Origin of the sequence: Sphingobacterium paludis, assembly GCF_004364125.1 — a bacterium.
GTDB classification, from domain to species: Bacteria; Bacteroidota; Bacteroidia; order Sphingobacteriales; family Sphingobacteriaceae; genus Sphingobacterium; species Sphingobacterium paludis.
This window is the reverse complement of sequence record NZ_SNZV01000002.1, coordinates 416735-433952: the sequence shown is the minus strand read 5'-3', so window position 1 is coordinate 433952 and position 17218 is coordinate 416735. Positions and strand designations below refer to the sequence as shown.

Here is a 17218-nt window from a genome sequence, read left to right as displayed (position 1 = left end):
GAATAAAAACCATCGAAAATTAAATTTTTACCGCGCGCATCAGCCCTAAAACGATACCGCCTTTTGCCATGCAATAAGCGATCTTAAAAAGTCTCATTTGCGGTGTGCAGCCTAATACATAGTGATAATTATTTCCTATTTTTGACAGGCAAAAGCTATGCAAAAGTCTATTGGGACGACAGACCATGTAATCATACTGTCAATAGATCGGTGTAGGGTTTAACAAGAAAACACATAAAAAGTAAAAAAATAATCCTCGAACTAGGTTACTATTTGGCTAAAAAGGTATTAATAAGTGAGTAAGGAAAAAAGCGATATACATATTGATTTAGAGATCCTACAAGGTATTGCAACTGGAAATAATTTGGCCATCCAAAAACTGTACAAATTGCATTTTCCGGCGATAGCAAAACTGATCATTAACAATCAAGGTAGCAGAGAAGAGGCGCAGGATATTTTTCAGGAGGCTGTAATGGTGCTCTACGACAAAGTAAATCAAGGAAACTTCACACTGAGCAGTAAATTGCAGACCTTTCTTTATGCTGTTTCCAGAAGACTATGGCTGAAACAACTTACTCGCGGGGTCTCAAAATATCATCAAGACCAGATCGATAGTTTGGAGGACTCCTTAGCTGCTGAAGAGGCAATCGAAGAACATGTACTAACGGAGGCAAATCTGAATCAAATGGAAGATGCGCTGCTGAATTTAGGCGAACCTTGCAAAACGATCTTGCACGATTTTTATATCATGAATGCTTCGATGACGGAAATTTGCGAGAAATTTGGGTATACAAATCCAGACAACGCAAAGAACCAGAAATATAAATGTCTTCAACGCTTAAAAAAGATATTTTTTAAAAAGTAAGGAATTAGAAGGTCATGAGAGACTTAGGTACGCAAGAGTTTATGGAATGGGCAGACAGTTACCTCCGGGATGAATTGTCAGTTGAGGAACGGTTGAAGTTTGAAGAGTTTTGCGCGCAAAACCCTACTTATGCAACCCAATTTTCGGAGCATGCCACTTTTCTATCTCAGTTAAAGCAAATGGATGCAAGAGCCACTTTTCGGCAGACCCTCGCAAAGTCAGCTCAGCAATATCACCACGAGCAGCGTGTCAAAAAACCGGCGAAAATCATCCGTTTATGGAATAGTTTACAATTAAATGCTGCTGTAGCAGCAGCCATCGCTATTGTATCTGTCTTTTCTACGCTCTGGCTAACCGGATACTATTCCAATCTGAAGAAAACCACAACCGACTACAGCGCATTACGTCGTGATATGAATACCGTAAAGCGGAATGTCAATGCACATAACGCTGAAATCAAGAATATCAAAAGCGACAAAGATAACAGCGAAGATATGCATTTCGGTGCCACGGGTTTTATGATTACGCGAGATGGCTATGTGGTTACCAATTATCATGTCATCACAGGAGCGGATTCGGTGCATCTCCAAAATCACAAAGGACAGTCTTTCAAAGCAGAGATTATTTTTACAAATCCTGAGAAAGATTTGGCGATTTTGCATATTAACGATTCTACGTTTAAATCGTTAAAAAACCTACCCTATACGTTTAAAAAACAAGATTCAGATCTAGGCGAAGATATTTACACGATTGGTTTCCCTCGCGACGAAGCTGTATATGGACAAGGTTACCTAAGTTCGTCGACAGGCTATGCAGGAGACACGCTTGCCTATCAAATATCCATACCCGTCAATCCGGGCAATAGTGGCGGGCCTGTGCTAGATAAAGACGGAAATGTAATCGGGATTATCAGCGGCAAACAAAAGGGCATTGATGGCGCTGCATTTGCCATCAAAACAAAAGCATTATTGGAAACATTGAATAGCATTCCCGTTGATTCGCTCAAAGGAAATATTGTACTAAGTAACCGCAACGGTTTAACCAACCTAAACCGTACCGATCAGATTAAACGCCTTCAGGACTATATCTATATTGTAAAAGTCTATTAAACAAGATTAAGTTAAAAACAAGAAGGGTGAACGCATGTTCACCCTTCTTGTTTTTCCGTAGTTTGCTAATTTTAGTCCTTATTTGGTTGCGGGGTAGTGCGTAAATAAGGCTTAATTTCCGTATACCCTTTTGGAAATTTCGCGGGTATGTCTTCCGTTTTTATGGCCGGAACCACAATTACATCTTGCCCATCCGTCCAATCAGCTGGTGTAGCTACGGAATATTTATCCGTAAGCTGCAACGAGTCAATCACGCGCAACACTTCATTAAAGTTTCTCCCTGTAGATGCGGGATATGTCAAAGTCAACTTTACTTTTTTGTCCGGCCCTATAACAAAAACAGAACGAACGGTCGCTGTAGCCGATGCATTTGGGTGAATCATGTCGTAAAGCTCAGCCACTTTACGATCTTTGTCTGCGATGATTGGAAATTCAACCGTTGTGTTTTGCGTTTCGTTAATGTCTTTTATCCACTCCAAGTGATCTTCCACTGAATCAACGCTTAACGCCAAAACTTTAACATTTCTTTTTTCAAATTCCGACTTCAACTGCGCTGTACGTCCCAATTCGGTCGTACACACAGGTGTATAGTCAGATGGATGCGAATAAAGCACGGCCCATCCCCCGTCGATGTACTCGTAAAAATCAATTGGCCCTATCGATGTCTCAGCCTTAAAATTTGGTGCAGTATCTCCTAGTTTTATACTCATATTGAATCTCCTTTCGTATTAAATGATAATCTACAAATTTAGTAGATTATTTTGCTTTTCAAAGCTTTAGCTAAAAAACCGAAACAAAACGAGGAAACATTACAATTAATTTACTATGCTAGCATATCATTATTTAGTATATTTGATTCAACTAAATAAATCTGTTATGCATTTTGAACTAAGCGAAGAGCATCAACTTATCCGCAAAGCAGCCAAAGAGTTTGCTAAATCATTATGGGAAGGCGTTGTCGAACGTGACGAGCAGGCGAAATTTCCTGACGAGCAAGTCCGACAAATGGGCGAACTTGGTTTTATGGGGATGATGGTGGAAGAGAAATACCATGGCGCCGGTATGGATACCCTCGCCTACGTGCTCGCTATAGAAGAAATATCAAAGGTGGATGCGTCTGCAGGCGTTATCATGTCTGCACATAACTCACTTGTACTATACGGATTGCAGGCTTTCGGAAGCGATGCGCAACAAGAGAAATACCTTAAGCCTCTGGCATCCGGCGAGAAACTTGGTGCATTCGCACTTTCGGAACCAGAAGCTGGATCTGATGCCACTTCGCAGCATACGACCGCTATCGATCATGGTGATTATTATTTGCTAAACGGAACTAAAAATTGGATTACGAATGGCGGCCATGCCGATGTCTATCTTGTCATTGCACAAACAGATTCGGAAAAAGGTCATCGCGGGATCAACGCGTTGATTGTAGAAAAAGGTGCGGATGGCTTCACCATTGGGCCGAAGGAAAACAAACTAGGCATTCGAAGTTCAGATACCCATTCTTTACTGTTTACGGATGTGCGTGTTCCCAAAGAAAATCGAATTGGCGACGAAGGTTTTGGATTTAAGTTTGCAATGAAAACCCTAGATGGTGGACGGATAGGGATTGCGGCGCAAGCATTAGGCATTGCTGCCGGCGCTTACGAGCTATCCTTAGCTTATTCCAAAGAGCGCAAGACTTTCGGAAAGGCCATTTGCGAACATCAAGCCATACAATTCAAGCTGGCAGACATGGAGGCAGAAATTGAAGCAGCACGCCTGCTGACATACAAAGCGGCCTGGCTCAAGGATCAAGGAAAACCGTATGCCAAGGAGGCCGCTATTGCTAAGCTTTACGCTTCCGAGGTTGCAATGAAGACTGCAATAGAGGCGGTGCAGATACACGGCGGATATGGCTATGTTAAGGAGTATCATGTGGAGCGCTTTATGCGCGATGCCAAGATCACGCAGATATACGAGGGTACATCAGAGATACAGCGTTTAGTTATTGCACGCGATATTTTAAAGTAAACCATAGCATACGACCGGATCGAAGCAGTGAACGAATTTGCTTATCATAGGCTTGCATGATTGATTTTTGCGGCTTTTGGCTGCATATGTTCAATCTCGTTGTTATTCAGAGCGCAACAATTTATCGATGGTGGCTAGGTTTCCATAATCTTCGAACGAGAAACTTCCTAGCTTCGTGGAAACATAATTCAATAAAAATTTGGAACGTTTCAGCAGCGTCTGTTGATCTTCTGGATTAGACGCAACCAACGCATCCTGCAAAAAAAGAAGCGCTAGTGGACGTATCTGTTCGAGCTCCAATTCGTTGTCAACGTAAGCCTGTAGATCGGTTTCAGAACGGGTTAGCATCCATGTTCGCTCTTTGTTAAAAAACTCGCGATATCCATTCGCTATAATCGTGGGATCGACAGGTTCATCAAAAGCCTCATATTTATCAACTAACAGCCTTAAAAACTTCCCCATCTCATTCACCCAATTGAGTATGGTATCTTTCTCATAACGTATTCCCATGTCTTATCTTATTTGTCCATTACCCGTGACGTACCATTTTTCCGTTACTAATTTCTCTAGCGCGAATGGCCCTCGAGCGTGTAATTTTTGAGTAGATATGCCAATCTCAGCTCCCAACCCGAATTCCCCGCCGTCAGTAAATCGGGTGGAGGCATTCGCATACACCGCAGCTGCATCTACCGCCTCCATAAAAATAGCAATCTTTTCTGCATCTTCCGAAACGATGCACTCCGAATGCTTCGAAGAGAAGTTGGCGATGTGCGTTAGGGCTCCTTCCAACGTTTCAACAACTTTTACGGAACATTGTAACGATAAAAATTCGCGTCCGAAATCTTCGGAGGACGCCTTCTCCAAATGCGGATATTGCAGTTTGCTTAAAATCGCGTAAGAGGGGGCGTCCGCATACATGCGCACTTGATGTTCCTTAAATAAGTTAGTCAAGATCGGAAGAAAAGATTCCGCCACCGCCTGATCAATGAGCACGGTATCCAATGCATTGCAAACGGAGGGTCTAGAAATTTTAGCGTTTGCCACAATTTGAGCAGCTTTTTGAAGATCCGCATGCTTCTCTACATACGTATGACACACCCCAGCTCCCGTCTCTATGACAGGCACTTTTGCATTCGCCCGCACAAAATCTATTAAGGTTTGCGAACCTCGAGGAATAATAATATCAACATACGCAGTTGCTGTTAGCAGCTCGGTGACATGCTTCCTTTCCGTCGGCAGCAACTGCAGCATATTTACGTTTAGTCCATGTTTGGCGTATACACCCCGAACAAGATGAACCAACACGGTGTTGGTGAACCAAGCGTCAGAGCCGCCCCGCAACAAGCATACGTTGCCCGATCGTAAACATAAGGCCGCGACGTCTACCGTGACATTGGGTCTCGATTCATAGATAACACCTACAACACCTAACGGCACGGTCTTCTTCTCCACCAATAAGCCGTTGTCCAATTGTTTACTTGACAATAATGTTCCTGCGGGATCATCTAAATCGGATACCGCCAAAACGCTATCCGCCAGACCCAAAATGCGATCTTCGGTAAGAAGCAGCCGATCGTAACGAGAATCCGTAGGCTCCATTCGCGCCAGATCCTTCTTGTTTTCGCGGAGAATATGGCCAACGTTATCTTTCAATTCAGCGGCTATTACAACCAAAAGATCACGTTTCAATTCGTTTGGTAATTGCTTCGTCCCAACGGTAGCCGCTTTTGCAGCGCTTAGTTCCTCTTCGATATTTTCTTTCATTATTTTTTTCAGCGTTATAGATCAAAGTAAAACAATGTCATCGGCATGTGCTACCGCTATGTTTTTCTTTTTGTGAATGGATGGCAGATCAACGATCGCTATTTTTGCCTTGGCTACGGCGAACACACTACCATCGGCATCAGCAATTTGAAATACCTCCCCCACTTCCAGACTTTGGTTGACGGCAATAATGCCTACCGCAAGCAAGCTCTTACGATCTTGTATTGCTTTTGCTGCACCTAGGTCTACGGTGATGAGTCCTTTAATTAAACTCCCACTCGCCAGCCATTTATTGCGAGAAGACACTTTCTTTATCTGTGCTTTACAAACAGTGCCAGTCTCTCCACGAACAGCTTTTAAGATCGCATCTTCCGTTTGCATACTAAAAATAACTGCTTGAATGCCCATTTGATTCGCTAAGCGAGCAAAATTAAGTTTAGACGTCATGCCGCCCAATCCCACAGCAGATTTTTCTTTTTTTGCGAGTAATAAGGCATCCTTATCAATAACCTGTATTTCTGGCACCACTTTGCCCTTTGCATCAAGTACACCGGGCACGGAGGTACCAAACAGTATCTGCTCTGCATCAAAACCTACCGCGATCAATGTTGCCAGTTCGTCATTATCTGAAAATTTAAGTTCCTTGTTACTCACCACGTCATTCTCATTGGCAATGGGGATCACATTGTTCTTCCATAATTCGCGATAGGTATCCTTTAACTGTAGGAATTGTGCGCGGTTTGCGAAATGCTGACGCTCACATAAACTCTGCGCCAATGCAATCTTAAAAGGCTTAAAATAGGTGTTGTAGGTACGGACGAGTAGCGGGTTTCCAATGGCTGCCGCTGCCTTACGTTCAGACAAGGTTCCTTCGTAGTTGACCAAAAACTTCTTTCCTGCTGCCACCGCTCCCGACGATACCAAAACAATATTGTATTTCGCCTGCAGCTGTGCTGTTTGCCGCGCAATCTCAAGTACAATACGCTCGTCAATCTCGCCATCTTTCGTAGTGATAGACGCTGACCCAAATTTTATGACCAGTACTGGCTTTTTCATTTATTAAAAATTTGACAATCGTTTACAGGTTTATTTAAACAAATGTAAATGTAACAAGCTTTTTGTTAAAAATTGAATGCTTATTGGAATTTTAGGTTAGTTTTTGGTACGGTTTATGGGTTAGCTGCATAGTAAACTTAAATAAGCACATGAACGTTCCCATGTTTGTAAAGCACGAACGTCGAGGAACAAAGGCAGAACATGCCGCCGGCGAATGCCCCTGATTACCCGACACTAAAAGGATCGAAAACCAGGCGGACGTGCCGGAAACAGTTTAACATTAATTATCTATATATGAACTATGCTACCCTAATACTATTAGCGCTTTCACTATCAGCATGCCATAGTCCGTCTCGTGAAACAGCCAAAGACAATAAGTCGGATATTCCGCAGATAGGCGGAAATCAAGATACGAACGGCTGCCTCACGGCAGCAGGATATACATGGTCTAAAGTGAAAGAAGATTGCATCAGACCATGGGAAGAGGCTATAACGTTAAACGTTACAGACACATCTACCAATTTTGAAACAGCCGCCTTTGTCTTGATTGACTCTACGAAACATAAAGCGGAAATCTTTCTTAAAGAAGCCGAAGAGAGCATTCTGCTGGACAGTATATCTCCACTACTCTATGCGAATAAGCAGTATCAGCTGAAGCAGGAAAACCATTGCTGGTCTTTGATTCATCAAAATGAAATGCTTTACGAAGAAGTAAAGTAGGCAACACCTACTTTATTTCTTTCCAAAACGATCTTCGTAGAGTTTTTCCATAGCAAACATCTCGTCCCGCAATTTTGCAGCAGCGAGAAAGTCCATTTCTTTCGCCGCCTTTTCCATTTGTTTGCGTACATTTTCGATGGCCTTACGCATATCCTTATCGCCCAAATATTCCATTACAGGGTCTGCAGCGATTAATGTTGCGGCATCCGGCTCTACGTAAGCTTTCGCTTCTCCCGGTTTAAAGTCAGCAACGGAGGTTTGTTCCAAGATTTCCTCTCTGGTCTTTCCTACCGTGCGCGGTACAATCCCATGCTCCGCATTATAAGCAATTTGCTTCTCCCGTCGTCGATTGGTTTCATCTATCGTGATACGCATACTGTCCGTCATCTGATCGGCATACATAATTACCCGGCCTTTGTCATTCCGGGCGGCACGTCCGATAGTCTGGATCAAGGAACGCTCCGAGCGAAGGAAACCTTCCTTATCCGCATCCAAAATTGCAACCAACGTAACTTCCGGAAGATCGAGTCCCTCACGCAGCAAGTTGACACCAACCAAGACATCAAACTCGCCAAGACGCAAACCCCGCAAAATTTCTACGCGCTCCAAGGTTTTAATTTCCGAGTGGATATAGCGCACTTTGATGTTGAGCCTACTCATATATTTCGTCAGCTCTTCGGCCATACGCTTGGTTAGCGTGGTGGCTAATATTCTCCCACCTTCTTTAATCGTTTTATCTACCTCTTCCAGGAAATCGTCGACCTGGTTGATAGCGGGGTGAACCTCAATTATCGGATCAAGCAACCCGGTAGGACGAATAACCTGCTCGACCACTACGCCTTCCGTTTGCTGCAGTTCGTAATCCCCGGGCGTAGCCGACACATATATCGTTTGATTGGTCAACGATTCGAATTCGGGAAAGTTCAAGGGCCTATTGTCCAGCGCCGCCGGCAAGCGAAAGCCGTGCTCCACGAGCGAAACCTTACGCGACCGATCTCCTCCATACATCGCTCGCAATTGGGGCAAGGTAACGTGACTTTCATCGATAACCAGCAAATAATCTTCTGGAAAATAATCGATCAGGCAAAAAGGGCGCATGCCCGGTTGACGGCCGTCGAAAAAGCGAGAATAGTTCTCTATTCCGGAACAGTAACCCAATTCACGCATCATCTCCAGATCGTAATTCACGCGCTCTTCCAATCGCTTTGCTTCGAGCATTTTTCCTTCTCCTTCCAGCTGCGTCTTGCGCTGCACCAGCTCATCCTGAATTTCCCAGATAGACTTGGTAAATTTATCTTTCGGCGTTACGAATAGGTTTGCAGGGAACAAGGCTATATCTTCAGTTTTAGACAATGTCTTGCCCGAAGTAGGGTCTATCTCACTGATTTCATCAATCTCGTCGCCGAAAAAGGAAATCCGAAAAGCGTAGTCCAGATAAGCAGGGTAAACGTCTACAATATCACCTTTTACACGGAATGTCCCGCGCTTGAAATCTGCGGTGGTACGTGCATACAATATTTCGACAAGCCGATGCAGAAAAGCATTCCTGCTGATGGTCATGCCTACCGCAAACCGAAATATGGAACGAGAAAAATCTTCTGGATTTCCCATACCGTAAATACAAGACACCGAGGACACCACTACCACATCGCGCCGGCCAGACATCAACGATGATGTCGTGGCTAGTCGAAGCTTTTCAATCTCTTCATTTATTGCTAAATCCTTCTCAATATAGGTATTTGAAGAAGCGATGAAGGCTTCCGGCTGATAATAATCATAGTATGAAACAAAATAATTTACCGCATTTTCGGGAAAAAATTGTTTAAACTCCCCATACAACTGCGCAGCCAATGTTTTATTATGGCTTAAAATCAGGGTAGGCCGCTGCGTTTCCTGTATCAGGTTTGCGACGGTAAAGGTTTTACCAGAACCCGTAACACCTAATAGTGTTTGGTACCTTTCCCCTTGTTCCACGCCTGCTACCAACTCTTTAATCGCCTGCGGTTGATCACCTGTCGGCTTATATTCAGATGTTAAATTAAACTTCATTCGAATTTTCCGGATTAAAATCTAAAAATAACGAAAAAAGAATAAATCTTTATCGCTACACTGTCACGTTCGTGGTATAAAAATTGAAAGGCTTTTAGTAAATTAGTAAAACACTTAAACAGTCTCCCTATGGTAACGATACTGACCAAAGAAAATAGTATTGCTAATCACTACCTCGTTGAGTTACGTGATATCAATATTCAACAAGATCGCATGCGTTTCCGTCGCAACCTAGAACGTTTGGGTGAAATTACGGCCTACGAAATCAGTAAAACACTCCCTTTTGTTCCTACTACGGTGGAAACACCGCTAGGAATGGCTAGCCATAACGTTTTGGAACAACAGCCCATTTTAGCAACCATTATACGTGCCGGTCTACCGTTTCACCAGGGTCTTCTCAACGTCTTTGACCGCGCTGATAGCGCCTTTATAGCGGCCTACAGACACACAAAGAAGAGCGGTGAAATCGAGATTCATAAAAAATACAGCAACACACCGAACTTGGACGACAGGATTGTCATTATCGCAGATCCTATGCTCGCTACAGGGCAGAGTCTCGTGTTGTGTTGTAAGGAACTTTTAGCAGATTACAACATAAAGGAATTGCACATAGCCGTGGTCATAGCTTCAGAAGAGGGACTGCAACATGTACGCGCTTTCCTCCCCGAAGCGCACCTATGGATTGGCGCGGTTGATAATGAAATGACTTCAAAAGCTTATATTGTACCAGGATTAGGTGACGCTGGAGATCTGGCCTACGGCAATAGAGAAGAAGGATAGCACACGTAAACACCAGCATTAATAACACAAATTTAACAGCAAATAAAAACACAATGCACACATTATCAATAAATTTATATAAACAATTTCATCACTATGGTTTGGCAAAAATACAATGGCGAAACAATTCGCTCATCGATCAACGAGGCCGTTGAGGAAATTATCAAGGCGGAGACGCATATCGGAAACAAACTAAAGGTATACATCGGTACCGACTCGCAAGTTAAGCGTGGAATTATAGAGTTTGCTACGGTGATCGTCTTTCTGCGGGAACACAAAGGTGGTTTTATGTTTATACACCGCGATCGCAAAACGCAACGGCAAAGCATCAAAGAAAGGATGCTTACTGAGGTCCAAAAGTCTATCGACATTGCTTACCTCTTGTGCCCTCTTCTGGATCAGTACCATATCGATCTGGAGGTCCATGTCGACATCAACACCAATCCAAACTTTGAATCCAATGTAGCGCTGAAAGAGGCTATGGGCTACATTATGGGCATGGGCTTTCAATTTAAGGCTAAACCGGAGTCATTCGCCAGCACAAACTGCGCCAATAAAATTGTGCAGTAAACACCGAAGGTTGCCTACTCTTTAAATGAAAGTGTATCTTTAGATGAAATTTAAAGGTATGCCTGAACTTTTCACCTCTTTATATCAGCAATTTCTTACCACAACCCCTTTAGAATGGCTCGCCACGCTATCTGGCTTTCTTTGTGTCCTTCTAGCGGCCCGGCAACATATCTTAAATTGGCCAATAAGCATCATTAGCGTTTCGATCTACGCCTATATATTTTTTCAAAACAAACTGTATGGCGATACGGTACTACAGTTTTATTTCCTCCTTACGGCGGTCTACGGTTGGTATTATTGGTCAACATCAGACACACAGGACAATCGACCAATCACGGGATTTACAACCCGACAGATGTTGGCGACAGTTTCCCTCACGTTGTTATTGGCAGCGATACTAGGTGGACTACTTCGGTTCTTCACCGATACAGATGTACCTTTTGCAGATGGTTTTTGCACCGCGGTAAGCTTCGTAGCGCAATTTCTCATGACAAGAAAAGTATTACAAAACTGGCTGATGTGGGTGTTGGTTGATTTGCTCTACATCCCGTTATACATCCATAAAGATTTACTATTGACGGCTGTTCTTTACATTGCTTTTGCTATTATTGCATGGAAGGGCTACCGCGCGTGGCAGCTCGCTTATCAAAAATAACATCGAGACGTTGAACAATAATTTAATAAAAAAAATCGCCGTCGTCGGCCCCGAATCTACCGGAAAATCCACGGTAGCAAAGTTCCTTGCTGCTCACTTTAACACAGTATGCGTCCCGGAGTACGCCCGATACTATTGTGAAGGTTTAGACCGGCAATATACCTTACAGGATGAGGTCAACATGTATCACGGGCAGCGAGCTTTAGAAGATGCATCACACGCGCTCGTGCAAAACGACTTCATGATTTGCGATACAACGATCTTAACCGTGAAAATCTGGTGCGATCACCTCTTCGGCGGAACGCCCAAAGAGGTAACGGACGAAATCCAACGGAGGAAATACGATTTTTATTTGTTAATGGACATCGACTTGCCGTGGGAGGATGACCCCCTACGAGATTTCCCGCAAGAGCGAGAACATTTTATGGCGGTGTGGGAAAAGGAATTGACGACGCTAGGTGCTCCGTATACCATTATTTCGGGAATAGGCGATGAGCGATTAGAAGCGGCGCTACGTTATTTTAAAACGATGTTATTGTAATACACAAAACGGGGCGGAAAAATTTTGTTTGATAAGGAACCAGCAAATAGACCGAATGATACAAAAAAAATCATCCTAGGAAAGTATAACTACAGCTGAAGACCGCTCCAAAAGAAACCAATCTGCATTTTTTTACAAACTATAGATTGCTTCGTCGTCGTTCCTCCTTCTCGCCATGAAGCTCGAGTACAGCAACTTTATACCAAAAAACACGGCATTTAAGTAAGAAAGACGAAGCAATCTCATTTTTATAAACTATAGATTGCTTCGTCGGCCTTCCTACTTCTTCAGTAGGCTTAATACACTAGTACCTGTATGCTTCAGGCTTATAAGGCCCTTCAACTGTAACCCCTATGTATGCGGCCTGATCCTGCGTTAAGGTCTCCAGCTCCACGCCAATATGCGCTAAGTGCAAGCGTGCAACTTTCTCGTCCAGGTGCTTCGGTAAGGTATAAACTTCCTTACCATATTTATCTGTATTCGTCCACAATTCAAGCTGCGCTAGCGTTTGATTAGTAAATGAATTTGACATCACAAAAGAAGGGTGTCCTGTCGCGCATCCTAGATTCACGAGACGGCCTTCCGCCAGCAAAATAATATCATTCCCGTCTATCGTATATTTATCGACTTGTGGTTTGATTTCAACCTTTGTTGCACCGTAATTACTATTTAACCAAGCGACATCAATTTCATTATCAAAGTGGCCGATATTACAAACAACCGTCTTATCTTTCATCGCCTTGAAGTGTTCTGGACGAACGATATCTTTATTACCCGTTGTCGTCACCACGATATTCGCTTCCTTCACCGCATCGGCCATTTTCTTCACTTCAAAACCTTCCATAGCAGCTTGCAGTGCACAAATAGGATCAATTTCAGTCACGATAACTCGTACGCCCGCTGAACGAAGAGATTCTGCAGAACCCTTCCCCACATCGCCATAACCAGCCACAACAGCCACTTTGCCGGCTAGCATTAAGTCTGTTGCACGACGAATGGCGTCTACCAGAGACTCCCGGCAGCCATACTTATTATCAAACTTTGATTTCGTTACCGAGTCATTTACATTAATCGCCGGCAGATGTAGCGTTCCGTTTTTCATGCGCTCATACAAGCGATGTACACCAGTTGTTGTTTCTTCCGAAAGCCCCTTTATGCCAGCAATGAGTTCTGGGTATTTGTCGAATACCATATTCGTCAAATCTCCACCGTCATCCAAAATCATGTTCAGCGGTTGGCGATCTTCGCCAAAGAATAAGGTTTGCTCGATGCACCAATTGAATTCTTCTTCATTCATTCCCTTCCAGGCGTATACCGGGATGCCGGCAGCAGCAATCGCAGCAGCAGCATGGTCTTGCGTAGAGAAGATATTACATGATGACCAGGATACGTCAGCTCCAAGTTCAACTAAAGTTTCGATAAGTACTGCTGTTTGGATGGTCATATGGAGACATCCGGCAATGCGTGCTCCTTGTAACGGTTTAGAAGCGCCAAACTCGGTGCGTAAACTCATCAAACCTGGCATTTCGGCCTCAGCCAACTCTATTTCTTTCCTTCCCCATTCCGCTAAAGAGATATCTTTTACTTTGTAAGGAACATACGTAGTTTCTATAGAAGACATAATATTTAATATTTAAGATTCACAAAAATAACCTATACTGTATTGATTTCAAAGTGATTTGGAAAGCATTGTAGCTAAATCTGACATTATCTTGAGGATCGGTTCTTGACTCATGTGCAGCAATATATTACATTTGTACAATAGGTTTCGGCAGGCTGAAGTCGTGTTACTACAGCGCGTGAATCTTACTTGGCAATGTATATTATTTAATAAAAAACAAGATGTATCCAGAATATTTAGTAGCCCCTATGCGTCAAGAATTAACTGATGCAGGTTTTCAAGAATTAAAAACGGTAGCAGACGTTGATACGGCAATCCCATCAGAAGGTACCGTATTTGTTGTGGTTAATTCAGTGTGTGGTTGTGCGGCAGCCAATGCTCGCCCTGCAGCTCGTTTCGCTGTGGAGAATGGCAAGAAACCTAGCAAGTTGGTAACTGTCTTCGCAGGCATGGAAAAAGATGCTGTCGATAAAGCACGTGATTATATGTTGCCTTACCCGCCATCATCTCCAGCCATGGCATTGTTTAAGGATGGCAAATTGGTACACATGATCGAAAGACATATGATCGAAGGGCGCCCGGCACAAATGATCGCTGATAACCTGATAGCAGCTTTCGACGAGTACTGCTAGTCTTTAGATTTTTGAATGTTGAATAAAAAGGCTTTCCTATTTTTCTGGGAGAGCCTTTTTTAGTACTTTAATGGTTTCCAAGCCTGCTAACATGAAGTTTATATATAGTTTATCGGTTATTGCTTTTTTCTTTCTACATGCCTGTACAACAAACAAGGAGGTTGATCTTATCGTCTACAATGCAAAAATTTATACGGTAGATTCCAGTTTTACGATTGTTGAAGCACTGGCCGTAAAAAATGGTGTTTTCGTTGACATGGGCAGCTCCAAGGAGATTTTGCGCAAATATAACGCAAAGGAGAGCATTGATGCCGCTGGAAAGCCCATTTATCCCGGCTTTTATGATGCCCATGCACACTTCTTTATGTTTGCCGACTTATTGGATCAAGTGGATCTCAATGGCGTGAAATCAGTTAGCGAAATTGTACAGCGACTCCAACTCTACCAGAATGCCCACCCTGATAGCAAATGGATAATTGGTGGCGGATGGGATCAAAATCTATGGAAATCGAATGGGTATCCGACAAAAGATAGCCTCGACAAATACTTCCCTGAGACCCCGGTTTTCCTATCGCGCGTAGATTATCACGCTGCATTTGTCAATAGCAAAGCGTTGGAACTTGCGCAGGTAGACTCCCTCTTTCAGGTGGAAGGTGGCCTTATTATCGCCGATAGCACCGGCGCACCAAGTGGAATTTTGATTGACAACGCCATGTCTCTCGTATCCCAGCATATTCCTTTATCCGAAGAACGCACGCTCCTGCTCCGCTTAAGAAGAGCACAGGATTCTTTATTATCTGTAGGGTTGACAACAATTGTCGATGCAGGCCTGACATTGGAACAATTGGATTATCTAAAGAAATTCTACGAGCAAGATTCGTTGAAGATTCGGGATTATGCCATGATTGCGGGCAATCCGCTTAGTATTGATCGCTACTTGAAGGAAGGTTTCTACAATTCCGAACGCCTAACCATACGCTCGATCAAATTGATGGCCGATGGCGCTTTAGGATCGCGGGGCGCCTGCTTATTAGACCATTACCAAGACGCGCCGACGCGTGGATTTCTCTTGCATAGCCCGGCGCAATTTGATGAAGTAATCAAAAAGCTTGCAGCCACAGATTTTCAGGTTAATACCCACGCCATAGGCGACTCCGCAAACAGGCTTATCCTCGATAGTTATGGAAAATACCTTAAGCAGCCGGAGGAAAGACGATGGCGGATAGAACATGCGCAGATCATTGCACCCAATGACTTTTCGAAATTTGATAAATTTCATATTATTCCCTCGGTGCAGCCTACGCATGCCACCTCCGACATGTATTGGGCGGCAGAACGTCTAGGTGCCGAACGCTTAAAAAATGCATATGCCTATAAGGAGCTTTTAAAACAGTATGGCATGCTAGCGCTAGGTAGCGATTTCCCCGTCGAGCACTTCAATCCGCTGTATGGGTTCCATGCTGCCGTAGCGCGCGTCGATAAAAATGGATTTCCCCAGGGAGGATTCCAAATGGAAAATGCATTAACGCGAGAAGAAGCGCTACGTGGAATGACTATATGGGCGGCCTATTCTTGCTTCCAAGAGCGCCAGCGGGGGAGTATAGAACGGGGCAAGGATGCTGATTTTGTAATCTTAGACGATGATATTATGAGCGCAGCATTCGATGATCTTCGCGCTATAAAAACTTTGCGAACGGTTATTGCGGGTAAAACGGAGTTTGAAAGGCGTTAGTGTTTGTCAGCATGCGGCCTAAGCCGTCCCACTTACGTAATCAAGCGGGGCAAAAGCCTATAAAAAAGAAGCCCCGGCTACATCAGTCGGGGCTTCGCTATATATAAATAATTCCTGTTATTGCATATCAAACAAATGCTTTTCAGCGTGATAGGAGGAACGAACCAACGGTCCAGATTCCACATACTTGAATCCCATTTTTAAGCCAATCTCTTTATACTTCTCAAACTGTGCTGGCGTGATCCATTCCACAACCGGATGATGTGCTTTTGTAGGCTGTAAATATTGGCCAATCGTTAAAATATGAACACCGACGTTATATAGATCTTGCATAGCTTCTATGACATCTTCCTCGGTTTCGCCAAAGCCAAGCATGATACCTGACTTAGTACGCAGCCCTGCTTCGGAGATGCGACGAAGACATTCCAGTGAGCGATCATATTTTGCTTGAATACGCACCTCGCGCGTCAACCTGCGAACGGTTTCTAAGTTATGCGAAACCACTTCCGGACGTACCGCAAGAACGCGTTCCAAATTTTCCCATTGGCCTTTAAAGTCTGGGATCAATGTTTCCAACGTCGTTTCTGGGCTTTCCCGGCGGATAGCGTTAATAGTCTCTGCCCAAATGGTCGAGCCGCCATCTTTCAGATCGTCTCTATCCACAGAGGTAATGACACAATGCTTAACCTGCATCAGCTTAACAGAATCTGCCACTCGATTAGGCTCATCCAGTTCTACTGCCTTGGGACGTCCCGTTGCCACCGCGCAGAATGAACACGAACGCGTACAGATGTTTCCCAAAATCATAAAGGTCGCTGTACCCGCTCCCCAACACTCACCCATATTCGGGCAGTTACCGCTTTCGCAAATGGTGTGCAGTTTATGCTCATCCACCAGATTCCGAACATGACGATACTCTTTGCCCACAGGCAATTTAACGCGTAGCCAATCTGGTTTGCGCTGCGTTTCTGCTACTCGAATTACAGGAAGTTCAATCATAAGGCAAAGTTAATCATTATTCTCTTAAAATGACGACACCTCAATTGTAGTTACAATATCATATTCGGTAGCCCGATTAAAATGTAATGAATGTCGATAAAAAAATATTTGT

At 43.7% G+C, this 17218-nt stretch carries 17 protein-coding genes; 10 read left to right on the top strand and 7 right to left on the bottom strand.

Going from position 1 to position 17218, the window contains the following annotated elements:
* The first annotated feature begins 295 nt into the window (after positions 1-295).
* Both B0I21_RS04755 and B0I21_RS04750 read left to right on the top strand, forming a co-directional pair.
* A complete protein-coding gene (locus B0I21_RS04755) occupies positions 296-865 on the top strand; it encodes an RNA polymerase sigma factor (protein WP_133639314.1) in 570 nt (189 codons plus the stop codon).
* A gap of 14 nt (positions 866-879) precedes the next feature.
* Complete coding sequence (locus B0I21_RS04750) at positions 880-1974, top strand: S1C family serine protease (RefSeq protein WP_133639313.1); 1095 nt, start codon at positions 880-882, stop codon at positions 1972-1974.
* 71 nt (positions 1975-2045) lie between these two features.
* On the opposite strand, the gene B0I21_RS04745 is transcribed toward B0I21_RS04750, so the two are convergent.
* Positions 2046-2684: a peroxiredoxin gene (locus B0I21_RS04745; protein WP_133639312.1), complete on the bottom strand. Its 639-nt coding sequence runs from the start codon at positions 2682-2684 to the stop codon at positions 2046-2048.
* Between the two features lie 166 nt (positions 2685-2850).
* Between B0I21_RS04745 and B0I21_RS04740 the strand changes: the two genes are divergently transcribed.
* A complete protein-coding gene (locus B0I21_RS04740) occupies positions 2851-3987 on the top strand; it encodes an acyl-CoA dehydrogenase (RefSeq protein WP_133639311.1) in 1137 nt (378 codons plus the stop codon).
* A 102-nt stretch (positions 3988-4089) separates the two neighbouring features.
* On the opposite strand, the gene B0I21_RS04735 is transcribed toward B0I21_RS04740, so the two are convergent.
* The 3 genes from B0I21_RS04735 to proB are packed head-to-tail and all read right to left on the bottom strand — an operon-like array spanning position 4090 to position 6807.
* A complete protein-coding gene (locus B0I21_RS04735) occupies positions 4090-4497 on the bottom strand; it encodes a hypothetical protein (protein ID WP_133639310.1) in 408 nt (135 codons plus the stop codon).
* Between the two features lie 3 nt (positions 4498-4500).
* A complete protein-coding gene (locus B0I21_RS04730; protein ID WP_133639309.1) occupies positions 4501-5751 on the bottom strand; it encodes a glutamate-5-semialdehyde dehydrogenase in 1251 nt (416 codons plus the stop codon).
* Between the two features lie 21 nt (positions 5752-5772).
* Positions 5773-6807, bottom strand: coding sequence for a glutamate 5-kinase (proB, locus tag B0I21_RS04725; protein ID WP_133639308.1), 1035 nt, complete (start codon positions 6805-6807; stop codon positions 5773-5775).
* Positions 6808-7101: 294 nt separating this feature from the next.
* Here proB and B0I21_RS04720 point away from each other — a divergent pair, with 294 nt between their 5' ends.
* Entirely contained in the window at positions 7102-7527 is a 426-nt protein-coding gene (locus B0I21_RS04720) for a hypothetical protein (RefSeq protein WP_133639307.1), read from the top strand.
* Between the two features lie 12 nt (positions 7528-7539).
* Here the strand turns inward: B0I21_RS04720 and uvrB are convergent, their stop codons facing one another.
* Positions 7540-9576, bottom strand: coding sequence for an excinuclease ABC subunit UvrB (uvrB, locus tag B0I21_RS04715; protein ID WP_133639306.1), 2037 nt, complete (start codon positions 9574-9576; stop codon positions 7540-7542).
* 129 nt (positions 9577-9705) lie between these two features.
* On the opposite strand from uvrB, the gene upp reads away from it, so the two are divergent.
* From upp to B0I21_RS04695, 4 genes are all read left to right on the top strand, one after another.
* Positions 9706-10356: a uracil phosphoribosyltransferase gene (upp, locus tag B0I21_RS04710; protein WP_133639305.1), complete on the top strand. Its 651-nt coding sequence runs from the start codon at positions 9706-9708 to the stop codon at positions 10354-10356.
* A gap of 96 nt (positions 10357-10452) precedes the next feature.
* Positions 10453-10926 (top strand): ribonuclease H-like YkuK family protein, encoded by a 474-nt coding sequence (locus B0I21_RS04705; RefSeq protein WP_037495489.1) that lies wholly within the window; start codon positions 10453-10455, stop codon positions 10924-10926.
* A 43-nt stretch (positions 10927-10969) separates the two neighbouring features.
* Positions 10970-11581 (top strand): nicotinamide riboside transporter PnuC, encoded by a 612-nt coding sequence (pnuC, locus tag B0I21_RS04700; RefSeq protein WP_243835948.1) that lies wholly within the window; start codon positions 10970-10972, stop codon positions 11579-11581.
* Between the two features lie 10 nt (positions 11582-11591).
* Complete coding sequence (locus tag B0I21_RS04695) at positions 11592-12122, top strand: AAA family ATPase (RefSeq protein WP_133639304.1); 531 nt, start codon at positions 11592-11594, stop codon at positions 12120-12122.
* Positions 12123-12426: 304 nt separating this feature from the next.
* Here B0I21_RS04695 and ahcY read toward each other — a convergent pair whose 3' ends face one another.
* Positions 12427-13743 carry an adenosylhomocysteinase gene (ahcY, locus tag B0I21_RS04690; RefSeq protein WP_133639303.1) on the bottom strand — a complete coding sequence of 439 codons (1317 nt, stop codon included), beginning with the start codon at positions 13741-13743 and terminating at the stop codon, positions 12427-12429.
* A 221-nt stretch (positions 13744-13964) separates the two neighbouring features.
* Between ahcY and B0I21_RS04685 the strand changes: the two genes are divergently transcribed.
* Both B0I21_RS04685 and B0I21_RS04680 read left to right on the top strand, forming a co-directional pair.
* The gene (locus B0I21_RS04685) at positions 13965-14375 is read left to right on the top strand and encodes a BrxA/BrxB family bacilliredoxin (protein ID WP_133639302.1); all 411 of its coding nucleotides are present in this window, start codon (positions 13965-13967) and stop codon (positions 14373-14375) included.
* 91 nt (positions 14376-14466) lie between these two features.
* Positions 14467-16107, top strand: coding sequence for an amidohydrolase (locus B0I21_RS04680; RefSeq protein WP_133639301.1), 1641 nt, complete (start codon positions 14467-14469; stop codon positions 16105-16107).
* Between the two features lie 117 nt (positions 16108-16224).
* On the opposite strand, the gene lipA is transcribed toward B0I21_RS04680, so the two are convergent.
* A complete protein-coding gene (gene lipA, locus B0I21_RS04675; RefSeq protein ID WP_133639300.1) occupies positions 16225-17106 on the bottom strand; it encodes a lipoyl synthase in 882 nt (293 codons plus the stop codon).
* Between the last annotated feature and the right edge of the window lie 112 nt (positions 17107-17218).